The sequence below is a fragment of the Chrysiogenia bacterium genome (assembly GCA_020434085.1).
GTDB lineage: Bacteria > JAGRBM01 > JAGRBM01 > JAGRBM01 > JAGRBM01 > JAGRBM01.
Genome location: JAGRBM010000469.1, coordinates 1 through 10,876 on the forward strand (window position 1 = coordinate 1; position 10,876 = coordinate 10,876).

General features: G+C 64.3%; 12 protein-coding genes. 10 read left to right on the forward strand and 2 right to left on the reverse strand.

What is annotated here, in order from left to right; genetic code table 11:
* The 7 genes from KDH09_15890 to KDH09_15920 form a co-directional block, all read left to right on the forward strand.
* The coding region (locus tag KDH09_15890) for an outer membrane lipoprotein-sorting protein (GenBank protein ID MCB0221180.1) at nt 1–378 on the forward strand (378 nt) is incomplete at its 5' end.
* Nucleotides 379–387: 9 nt separating this feature from the next.
* On the forward strand, nt 388–1,608 hold the full coding sequence (locus KDH09_15895; GenBank protein ID MCB0221181.1) for an ABC transporter permease: 1,221 nt from the start codon (nt 388–390) through the stop codon (nt 1,606–1,608).
* Between the two features lie 9 nt (nt 1,609–1,617).
* Complete coding sequence (locus tag KDH09_15900) at nt 1,618–2,862, forward strand: ABC transporter permease (protein MCB0221182.1); 1,245 nt, start codon at nt 1,618–1,620, stop codon at nt 2,860–2,862.
* A gap of 20 nt (nt 2,863–2,882) precedes the next feature.
* Nucleotides 2,883–3,593, forward strand: a complete 711-nt coding sequence (locus KDH09_15905) for an ABC transporter ATP-binding protein (GenBank protein ID MCB0221183.1) — start codon at nt 2,883–2,885, stop codon at nt 3,591–3,593.
* Nucleotides 3,593–4,912: a hypothetical protein gene (locus tag KDH09_15910; protein MCB0221184.1), complete on the forward strand. Its 1,320-nt coding sequence runs from the start codon at nt 3,593–3,595 to the stop codon at nt 4,910–4,912. The genes KDH09_15905 and KDH09_15910 overlap by 1 nt, the downstream gene beginning before the upstream one ends.
* A 16-nt stretch (nt 4,913–4,928) precedes the next feature.
* Nucleotides 4,929–6,530: a sulfatase-like hydrolase/transferase gene (locus KDH09_15915; protein MCB0221185.1), complete on the forward strand. Its 1,602-nt coding sequence runs from the start codon at nt 4,929–4,931 to the stop codon at nt 6,528–6,530.
* 1 nt (nt 6,531) lies between these two features.
* Nucleotides 6,532–8,007 carry a hypothetical protein gene (locus KDH09_15920; GenBank protein MCB0221186.1) on the forward strand — a complete coding sequence of 492 codons (1,476 nt, stop codon included), beginning with the start codon at nt 6,532–6,534 and terminating at the stop codon, nt 8,005–8,007.
* Here KDH09_15920 and KDH09_15925 read toward each other — a convergent pair.
* Entirely contained in the window at nt 7,994–8,479 is a 486-nt protein-coding gene (locus KDH09_15925; GenBank protein ID MCB0221187.1) for a DUF1772 domain-containing protein, read from the reverse strand. The genes KDH09_15920 and KDH09_15925 overlap by 14 nt on opposite strands.
* A 66-nt stretch (nt 8,480–8,545) precedes the next feature.
* Nucleotides 8,546–9,013, reverse strand: a complete 468-nt coding sequence (locus KDH09_15930) for a transcriptional repressor (GenBank protein ID MCB0221188.1) — start codon at nt 9,011–9,013, stop codon at nt 8,546–8,548.
* Between the two features lie 327 nt (nt 9,014–9,340).
* Between KDH09_15930 and rplU the strand changes: the two genes are divergently transcribed.
* The 3 genes from rplU to obgE form a co-directional block, all read left to right on the forward strand.
* The gene (rplU, locus tag KDH09_15935) at nt 9,341–9,652 is read left to right on the forward strand and encodes a 50S ribosomal protein L21 (protein ID MCB0221189.1); all 312 of its coding nucleotides are present in this window, start codon (nt 9,341–9,343) and stop codon (nt 9,650–9,652) included.
* 38 nt (nt 9,653–9,690) lie between these two features.
* Complete coding sequence (gene rpmA, locus KDH09_15940; protein ID MCB0221190.1) at nt 9,691–9,960, forward strand: 50S ribosomal protein L27; 270 nt, start codon at nt 9,691–9,693, stop codon at nt 9,958–9,960.
* A 101-nt stretch (nt 9,961–10,061) separates the two neighbouring features.
* Nucleotides 10,062–10,876: GTPase ObgE (gene obgE / locus KDH09_15945; GenBank protein ID MCB0221191.1), on the forward strand; the 815-nt coding region annotated here is incomplete at its 3' end.

Here is a 10,876-nt window from a genome sequence, read left to right on the forward strand (position 1 = left end):
CTGGTGAAAGAATCCCGCATGGCCGAGGACTACACCTTCGAGATCACCTTTGAAGGAGAGCGAGGCGGCAAGAACATCATCGAGATCACCTGCATTCCCAAGCCCGAGGCTGCCATCGTCTGGGGCAAGGTCGTGGTGATCGTCGAGCAGGGAACGTATCTGCCCGTGCGGCTCGACTACTACGATGAGGACCTCGACCTGGCCCGCACGCTCAGCTACAGCGGCAACAAGCGCTTCGGCGACCGCACCCTGCCGGCGCGGCTGACCATCACGCCCACCGACAAGCCCGGCGAATCGACGACGGTCATCTACGAGGACATCCGCTTCAATCTCGACCTTCCCGATTCCCAGTTCACCCTGCGGGAGCTGCAGCGCTAGGAGCGCCCCATGTTCCAGCTCGCCTGGCGAAATCTCTGGCGCAACAGCCGCCGCACGATCATCACCCTGATGGCCGTGGCGCTGAGCACCGCGCTGCTCATGATGACCGACGCGCTGATGGTCGGCTTCATCGAACACGCGGTGAAGAACGCCACCAACATCTCCGTGGGCGAGGCGCAGATTCACGACCCCGATTACCTGACCGAGCACTCCATGTACGACACGGTGGAGAACGCCGACGAAGTGCTCGCGACCCTCGACAAGGACGGCATTCCCGCCGCGCCGCGCAGCTTCGGTTTCGGGCTTCTGTCCAACGGCGCCAAGAGCGCGGGCGCGCAGTTCTGGGGCATCGACCCCGAGCGAGAGCGCGAGGCCTTCGACCTGCCCACCCACATCATTCCGGGCATGGGCACCTTCATCACCGAGAACATGCGCGGCAAGATCGTGCTGGGCAAGAAGCTGGCAAAGACCCTGCAGGCAGAGCCCGGCTCGGAACTCGTCATCGTCGTGCAGGCCGCCGACGGATCACTGGGCAATGAGCTCTTCGTGGTGGCGGGTGTTCTCAAGACCATCGGCGACGCCATCGACCGCGGCGCCGCGATATTGCACCACGAGGACTTCGAACGGCTCTTCGTCTCGGGCGGGCGCATCCACGAGATCGCCGTGAACTCGCGCGGCACGCTCACGCTGCCAGAGCTGGCCACCTTGCTCAAGCAAATGGCCCCGGGTCAGGAGATCAAGACCTGGCGCCTGCTTCTGCCGATTCTCTCGGATTTCATGAATACGATCGACGTGACCATGTGGATCTTCATGTCGATCTTCCTCATTGCCGCCGGCCTTGGCGTGATGAACACGATGATCATGGCCACCCACGAGCGCATCCATGAGTTCGGTGTGATCAAGGCGCTCGGCGCGACCAACAGCCGCATCTTCCGCGACGTCGCGGCCGAGGCCGTGCTGCTGGGATTCCTCTCCACCATGCTCGGCGTGCTCATCGGCCTGGTCGGCTGCTATTTCCTGCAGACCAGGGGAATCGATACCAGCGCCTGGGCCCAGGACACGAGCTTTGGCGGCGTTGCCTTCGATCCCATCTGGCGCGGGGCCATTCGCGCGGCGAGCATCTACGTGCCGGTTGCGCTCATGTGGCTGATCTGCTTTTTCGCATCCGTGTATCCGGCGTTCCTGATGGTGCGCCTCAACCCCGTCGAAGCCATTGCGAGCCACGGCTAGGAGCGCCCCATGAGCCTGCTGAGCATCCTCCGCATCGCATGGCGCAGCCTCTGGCGGCACCGCCGGCGCACCATCATCACAACGCTGGCCATCTCGGTGGGCCTGACCATGACGATCTTCTTCCGCTCGCTCAATGAGGGGAGCTACGCCCAGCTCACCAGCGACGCGGTGCGGATGCACGCCGGGCACGTCACCATCGAGCACCGCGATTACCGCGACGCCCCGGCCATCGACCTGTGGGTGGGCGACGCCCCGCACCTTCGCGAGGAAATCGAAAAGCTCCCCTACGTCGAGCGGACCAAGGCACTGATTTCCGGACAGGGCGTCGCGCGCTCGGGCAGCGGCGCGGTGGCCGTCGGCATCATGGGCGTCGAACCGGCCGTCGAGGCCAAGAGCTCTCCCATTGCGCGACGCATCGTCGAGGGCGAGTATCTGAGCCCCACCGACAAAAAGAAGGTCGTCATCGGTATCGAGCTGGCCAAGTCGCTCAAGCTCGAAGTAGGCAAGAAACTAGTGCTCAGCTCCAACGACGTCGAGGGCAACTTCGTCGAGGAGCTCTTTCGCGTAAAGGGAATCTTCCAGACCGGCGCCGACGAGATCGACGCCTACTTCATCCAGGCGCCCATCCCCGCCCTGCAGAAGCTCTATGGGCTAGAGCCCGACCAGGTCACCCAGCTCGGCGCCATTCTCACCGAGCCCGAGTACGAGCCGCAGGCCCTCAAGGACATCGGCAAGCTCGTCAACGGCAACCACGGCAAGGCGGTCGCGCGTTCCTGGCAGGAAGTGCTGCCCGAGCTGGCGGGATTCATTCGCACAGACCGCGGCTCGGGCGAAATCTTCGTGGGCATTCTGATCTTCCTGACGCTGTTCACCATCTTCAACACGATCCTGATGAGCATTCTCGAGCGCGAGCGCGAATTCGCAACGCTGCTGGCGCTGGGCACCCCGCGCAAGGTCATCGCCACGCAGGTGTTTTTCGAGACCGCGCTCATCGGTTTGCTCGGCTGCTCCGTGGGCGCGCTGGCCGGCTGGGCCTGGGCCTACCGCGTGCAGGTCCACGGCTGGGACGTGAGCAGCCTCTACCCCGACGGCGTCACCGTCTCGGGCTTTGCAATGGATACCGTCATGCGCGCGCGCGTTACCTGGGCGCTGCTGTGGGGTTACACCACCACCGTGTTCTGGTCCGTGTGCGCAATGGGCGTGCTGTGCCTGCCCAAGGCGCTGCGCATTCCGATCGTCGACACGCTTCGCTGAGATTGCTTAAGGAGTCAGCCATGGCCGGCATTGTGGAAATCGAAAACCTGACCAAGGACTACGGCACCGGTGAGATCATCGTGCACGCCCTTCGCGGCATCACGCTCACCATCAAGGCCGGCGAGTTCGCCGCCATGGCCGGGCCCTCGGGCTCGGGCAAGAGCACGCTGCTCAACATCATCGGCGGGCTCGACACGCCCACCGGCGGCAGCGTGACCATCGAGGGCACCGACGTCGCAAGGCTCAGCGATGCGCAGCGCTCGCGCCTTCGCCGCGACCAGATCGGCTTTGTCTTCCAGAGCTACAACCTGATTCCGGTGCTCACCGCGCTTGAGAATGCCGAGTATATCCTCATGCTCCAGGGCGCTCCCATCAAGGAGCGCCACGAGCGCGTGCGCGCCCTGCTGAAGGACGTGGGCCTCGAGGGGATGGAAGACCGCTTTCCCAACCAGCTCTCGGGCGGCCAGCAGCAGCGCGTGGCCATCGCACGTGCCATTGCCTCGGAACCCGCGCTGGTACTGGCCGATGAGCCCACCGCCAACGTGGACTCGAAGACCGGGGCCGCGCTGCTGGAGCTCATGCACGAGCTGCACGAGAACAAGGGCGTGACTTTCCTCTTCTCCACCCACGACCAGATGGTCATGGAGCGCGCCGAGCGCCTGCTGCTGCTTCGCGACGGGCAGATCGAGGCCGACGGGCCGCCCTCGGAAATCCTCCATAAGGCTTCTTGATGCGCGCGCTGCTGCTCTCGATGCTTGCGCTGCTCTGCCTTGTCTTCCCGGCACCGGCGCGGGCGCTCGTGGGTGATTCCGACGAGGCCTTCGGGCTCGACGGCAGCATCCGCAACATCAGCGGTGCCATCGACAACTTCAATCCCTCGCCGTTCTGGCTGCCGACCAACGGCGGCGACGCCTTTTCCCAGACGATCCTCAGACTGACGGCCATGGGCGCGCCGACCCACTGGCTGTCCTACGAACTCCACGCCGTGCAGACCCTCGATTATTCGAGTGGCGGTGCAAGCTCGGGGGCGTTCTCGCTGGTGCCGGGGGTCACACGCTTTCGCGCGCTCGATGCAACCTGGACACCCGACGCTTCGGGCAAGCTCACGGCCACGACATTGCTTGATCGCTTTGCGGTAAAATTCTCGCCCGAGTGGGGCGACATCACCATCGGGCGGCAGGCGATCACCTTCGGAAAGGCCTTTTTCTGGAACCCGCTCGATGTGTTCCTGGCATTCGACCCCCTCCAGTTTGACCGCGAGTACAAGCCCGGCGTCGATGCGCTGCGCGTGGACATTCCGCTGGGCGACTTCTCCGGCATTACGCTGGTGGGCGCGCTGGGGCGCGAGATCACGCCGACGGGAAGCTACCTCACCGGCAACAAGGCCTTCGACGCCGACTGGTATGGATCGGCGGTGCTCGCGCGCTTCTTCACCCTGTATGAGAACTACGACCTCTCGCTGCAGGCCGGAAAGATTTACGGCGGCTACCAGGTGGGCGGCGGCGCCAGCGGCGAGGTGATGGAGTGGCTCGAGCTTCGCATCGAGGCCGCCTGCTTCCGCGCCATGGATTCACTCGGGGTCTATGCATCCCCCCTGCACCTGCCGGCCAGCTACCTGGGCCCTCTGGTAGAGGATCACGCCACCGCCGTGCTGGGCATCGGCCACCGTTTCGAGAACACGCTGCACGTGCAGATGGAGTATCTTTTCAACGGCCAGGGCGAGCCCGACCGCCTCTCGCTGGGCCTGGTGCGCGTGAGCCACGGCCAGAGCTACCACATGGGCCGGCACGTGCTCGGCGTGACCGCTTCCTATGAGATTCTCCCCATCGTCACCGGGCAGCTCGCCGCCATTGCCTCGCTCGACGCACGCTCGGCGCAGATCCAGCCGAGCGTGACCTGGTCGGCGTCCGACAATGTCGAGGTCGTCGGCGGCGCCATCGTGAGCCTGGGCGATCGCCCGGTCGGGGTGAGTCCCCTGGTCCCGCGCCTCCAAAGTGAATTCGGCACCTTTCCCGATTTCTATTTCCTCGAAGTGAAGGCATACTTCTGAGCCACGAGGAATCTTGATGCCTTCTCCGGGCGACAACCGGCGACCGGCGGCCATGGATCTGCTTGCCTGCCTTTCGGTGACCAATTTGTTTTTCATCGTGCCCGTCTGGCACGACCTGCTGGTGCATCCCGACCCCTACCTGCTTCGCGCGGGTGTTGATCCGCGTCACTATGTCGCCGCGCTGGCTCTGCTCGCCGCGCTCGCGATTCTCGCAACGGGGCTGGTGCGCCTGGCGCGGGCGCGTAGTCCTCAGGCCCTGGGATACGCCGTCCCCTTGCTACTCGTCCTCTTTTTTGCCCGCTACGTCGACTACCACCCGCTGGCACCCTGGATCGGAGCGGCCGCGTGCGAGCTGGCCGGACTGCTCCCCGTTGCGCTGGTAGTGCTCGCGTTCTGGAAAAAGCGCAAAAAACTGATGGCGGCTGCCCGGGCAACAGCCCTCATCGCCGCTCCGTTTCTCGTCGTTACGGTGGGAAACGCCACGTCCGAGTTGCAGGAGGCGCCGCTGTATCAGCCCGCCCCGCTGGCGCCGCCGCTTGTGAAGACCTGCGAGAACTGCCCATTCGTTTTTTGGGGAATCCTCGACGAATGGGACCAACAATACGGGCTCGAAGAGCTGCCGGAGGGGATCGCGCTGCCGAATATCGAGCGCCTGATCGCCACCAGCTTCTCCGCGCGGGAGGCCTACGCCCCCGCAGGTGAGACCTATCTCTCGCTCCCGGCGCTGCTGACGGGAAAGCTCGTCAAGGAAGCACACGATACGAGCCCGCGCGAACTATCGCTCACTCTGGGTGACACCGACGGCAACCCCGCCGGTCATGCGAAGTTCTCAAGGGCGCCCAACTACTTTGACCGCATGCGGGCGCGCGGCTACGAGTCAGCGCTTGTGGGTTTCTACCACCCTTACTGCCGCGCCATCGCCCACTCTCTAGCCAGTTGTTTCAGCTACGCCGTGCGAGAGGTGCAGCCCGAGCTCGAGAATGCCCACTCACTGTCTGGCGCGATGGGATTTTGGCTCGCGCGGCTGATCACCGGCGCCGCGAGCCCCGAACGCGAGGGCAAGACCCTGTGGTGGGACGGTAGCGCCGCCGAAGAGCTAGAAGCACAACTCTTCAACGTCCTCGACAACCCGCGCTACCGCAACGTCTTCTTGCACATCCCGCTTCCCCACCCACCGGCCCCGCCGGGCGATGACTACTTCGACAACCTGCTGCGCGTCGACGCGCTGGTCGGGGCGCTGCGCAAGCAGCTTGAGCAGAGCGGACGCTGGGAGGGGGCAGCAATTCTACTGAGTTCCGACCATTTTTGGCGGCTGGCCAAGTGGTGCGAGCGCGGACCGACCACCCGCCGTGAGCGCTCTTTCACCGGGTGCGAGACCGACCACCGCGTGCCCTTCGTGATCAAGCTGCCAGGGCAGCGCGAACCCTTCGTCTACGATGGCGCGTTCAACAACGTCATCAGCGGCGCGCTGCTCGAAGCGGTTGCCAGCGGCGAGCTCACCACCGCGCGGCAGGTCGCCGCCTGGATCGGCGCGCACAGCACGCTGGCAAAGAGCCCGTATTTCTACGGCTCGCCGGTCAATCCCTGGCCCGACTCAAAGAACGGCGAGGAGCACTGAGGTGGACGCGCCGCTCCAGGATGATTCCAAAGTGCGCCCATGGCAGAAGCGCGCGCTCCCCTACGCCGTCGTCGCGCTGGCCTGCATCGCCGCACGCCTTCCCTTCCTCTCGGTTCCGATGATCGTGGATGAAGGCGCCTATGGCTACGTCGCGAAATTCTGGACCAGTCACTACCAGCTCTACCGCGATATCCCCTTCGACCGGCCGCAGGGACTCTTCCTCATCTTCAAGCTCTGCCTGCTGCTCATCGGCGGGACCCTGCAGGCGATCCGTTTCTACGCCGCGCTCTGGACGGCGGCCGGGGGCGTCACTCTGTTCTTACTGCTCGAGCGCGCGCACTCGCGGCGCGCGGCCTGGTTTGGTGCCCTGGGGTTTGCGGTGCTGAGTACCTGCGTGCGGGTCGAGGGCTACACCGCCAATGGCGAGACCTTCGCCAATTTCCCGCTGCTGCTCTCGGCGCTGCTCACCTGGCAGGGCAGCTTCGGCTGGGCGGGTTTTGCCGCGGGCGGCGCATCTTTCATCAAGCCCAGCGGCGCCTCGGGGCTGATTCTTGCCATGGGCTGGGCGCTCACCAGGCCCGAGAAAAGGAAGAATCTCGCACTCTCCGCCGCCGGCTTTGCATTCTGGCCACTGGCCTCGATCATTCACGGCGCATTGGCCGACTGGGGAAGCTACTGGCACATCATGGTCACGTTTCGCGGCGCGCTGACCGATGCGCTGGGGCTGGACGTTGCCGAGCAGCTGCGGCTGATGCGCCTGCACATCCGCACCACCTTTCCGGCGTGGGCACCGGCCTTTGCCGCCGGATCCTTCGCCGTTTTCCGTGCCAGCAGGCCCCAGCGGAACTTCGGCCTGCTTTTTGCCGCCTCGGCGCTGGCCGGCATGGCAATTGGCGCGCGCTGGGCCGACCACTACTTCATCCAGTGGGTCGCCCCCATGTGCTTTCTCGGCGGCATCGGCGCGGCGACAATTCAAGGCCCGCGAGAGGATCGTATCGCCGCGCTCGCCATTGCCGCCGCGCTTCTGGTGTTCGCATTCGGCGAGGGCCCGTACTGGCTGATGAGTCCGAAGGAAGTCTCCGAGACTTACTACGAGCGCGACGCTTACACCCACGGGCCGGAAATTGCCGCCTTCGTTCGCGCGCATACGCGCCCCGAAGACTCCATCTACGTCGCCTTTTCCAATGCTCACCTGTACTACCTGGCCGACCGCCGCGCTGCGCCCCCGCTGTTGTTCTGGCTTTACCCGGCCGGCTCGGCCGAGTTCGCCGCCCAGGTCATGGACGCCGTGGAAGCGCGCGTGCCCGCCGCCATCATCGTCACTCACCCTGTTCCCGGGCCCTATCTGAAAACAGACGAGTTCTGGAAAGCGCTTCGCTCGGGCTATGAAGAAGCTTTTCGCCAACGGCTCATTTGCGTCTACCTGCGCAAGGGTGACAAACCGGCATCCGAGGCGGGCAGCGCTAGCTCACCATGAGCACACGAACGAACAAAATACTCGCGATCACGCACGCCGCCGTGCGCACGTGGTTGAGGCGCGTCCATTTTTCCAGGTAGTTCTCCCACACCGAAACGGCCGCATCGCTCTGGGGATCGACTGCATCAAGCGCGTTGTTGAGCGGAACGTTGCCTGCCGCCGTGCAGACGAACATCCCCACGACATAGATGAGCCCGCCAGCAAACATGATCGCCGAGCCGGGAGCCTCCCACTGCATCAGCGCAAGCACCGCCAGCGCAGCACTCGCAAGCGTCGTGCCAAAGAACAGTGGGAAAAAAAGCGAGCGCACAATTACCCGGTTGATCGACTGCATCGCCGCGATCCCTTCGGACTGTTCAATCCGGGCAAAGGACGCCATGATGAAGAAAGAGAAAGCGAAATAAACGCCGCCCATGATTCCACTGCCGATTGCGCAAAACCACAGCAGCGACGGAACAACAAGTTCGGACATCACCAATATCTCCCGAACGCACCGAGTGGGCCTGCCCCTATTGATGACAGACCCGCCCGAAGCGAATCACTGACAGTTCTTGCAGATTCCGTAGAGTTCGAGCTTGTGGCTCTTGAGTTTGAAGCCGTGCCTGGCGGCGATGGAGTCCTGGAGTTCCTCGATCTTGTCGGAGACGAACTCGATCACTTCGCCGCACTCGGTGCAGACCATGTGGTCGTGGTGCTTCTGGCCGAGCGCCTGCTCGTAGCGGGCGACGCCGTCGGCGAACTTGCGCTCGGCGGCAAGGCCCGCCTCGGTGAGCAGTTTGAGCGTGCGGTAGACCGTGGCGTAGCCGATCTTGGGGTCCTGCTTGCGGACCAGTTCGAGCATTTCCTCGATGGTCAGGTGCTCGTCCTGGGCGAAAAAGACATCGGCCACGCAGTTGCGCTGGCGGGTGGTCTTGAGCCCGTGGCGGGCAATGTGCTCGGCAAAACGTCCGCGCTTTTCCTCAATGGATGCGCCCGCTTGGCTCGCGCTGGTGGTGGCCGTCCCCATGTTCGCTCCTGAATCCGCCTTACATCCCAGTAAAATCAACCAGTTACACGGATTTTGAATACGTTTTCATTATTCCGATCCGCCCCGCCCCTGTCAAGCCGGAACGCAGCGCCGGCGCAGATTTCGGGGGGCAGGCGCCCGTGCCCAACCGGGTCCCTGGCAAAGCGCGCCAACCCGCCGGGATCGCAGGGGTTTCCAGAGCCAGCTCCCTTCGGTCCCCTGAATTTCGCCGGATGCTTGACAGCGGGCCGCCCACCCCTATAATGAGCGCCCTCCCGGGAGTCTTATCCCCGGGGAGACCTTTATATAGATCGGAAGTTCGGCGCGATGTACGCAGTGATTCGCACCAAAGGCAAGCAGTTCAAGGTCCAGAGCGGCGATGAGCTCTATCTTCCCACCACCGAGGGTGAGGTCGGCTCGAAGATCAACTTCGAGGAGATCCTCGCGGTCGGTGACGGCGAGAAGCTCACCGTGGGCAAACCCACCGTCGACGGCGCCAGCGTCAGCGGCACCATCGTCAGCCATGGTCGTGGTCGCAAGATCCTTCTGTGGAAGCACATCCGCCGTCACAATTCCAAGAAGAAGCAGGGCCACCGTCAGGGTTACACCCAGGTGCGCATTGACGAGGTGAAGGCCTAAGCGCCCTCGCCCGACACGGACAGACACGGAGCACAGTCATGGCACATAAAAAAGCAGGTGGTAGTTCCCGCAACGGTCGCGACTCCAATGGACAGCGCCGCGGCGTCAAGCGTTACGGCGGCCAGGTCGTCAAGCCCGGCAACATCCTGATCCGTCAGCTCGGCACCAAGATCTACCCTGGCCAGAACGTGGTCATGGGCAAGGATTACACCCTGCACGCCACGTGCGCGGGCACCGTGCGCTACGAGCGCTGGGGCCGCGACCGCAAGCGCGTGCACATCGACCCGGTGGAGGCGCCTGCCAGCTAAGGCGGGAGCGACCCTAACCGGCACGCCCCGCAGCCCGGCGGATTACCAGAGTCCGCGGCCTGCGGGGTTTTTGCGTACAGCGCATCAGACTGTTTGAAACCATGAAGTTCGTCGACGAAGTCACCATCCACGCCCAGGCCGGCAACGGCGGCAACGGCGCCATCGCATTCCGCCGGGAAAAATACGTCCCGCGCGGCGGTCCATCGGGTGGCGACGGCGGTCGCGGCGGCGACATCATCTTCGAGGGCGACGAGGGCCTCAGCACGCTCATCGACCTGCGCTACCAGCACACCATCAAGGCCAAACACGGCCAGAACGGCATGGGCAAGGACAAGTACGGCCGCTCGGGCGAGGACGCAATCTTCCGGGTGCCCATCGGCACGCAGATTTTCGACTCCGACACCAACGAGATTCTCGGCGACATCCGCGAACACGGCGAGCAGCTCATCGCCTGCAAGGGCGGCCACGGCGGGCGCGGCAACATTCACTTTGCCAGCTCAACCAACCGCACCCCGCGCCGCGCCGAAGACGGCGGCCCGGGCGAGGAGCGCAACCTCCGCCTGGAGCTCAAGCTGCTGGCCGACGTGGGGCTGGTGGGTTTTCCCAACGCGGGGAAAAGCACGCTCATCAGCCGCATCTCGGCCGCCAAGCCCAAGATTGCCGACTACCCCTTCACGACGCTCACCCCGAACCTGGGCGTCGTCAAAGTGGGCGAGTTCGAGAGCTTCGTGGTGGCCGACATTCCGGGCCTCATCGAGGGAGCCAGTGACGGCGTGGGCATGGGGACCCAGTTCCTGCGCCACATCGAGCGCTGCCGCGTGCTGATCTATCTGCTGGATATGACGCCGGAGGTGGAGCCCTCCCCCATCAAGGCCTTTCGCATCCTCCATGAGGAGCTCGAGCGCCACAACCCCGA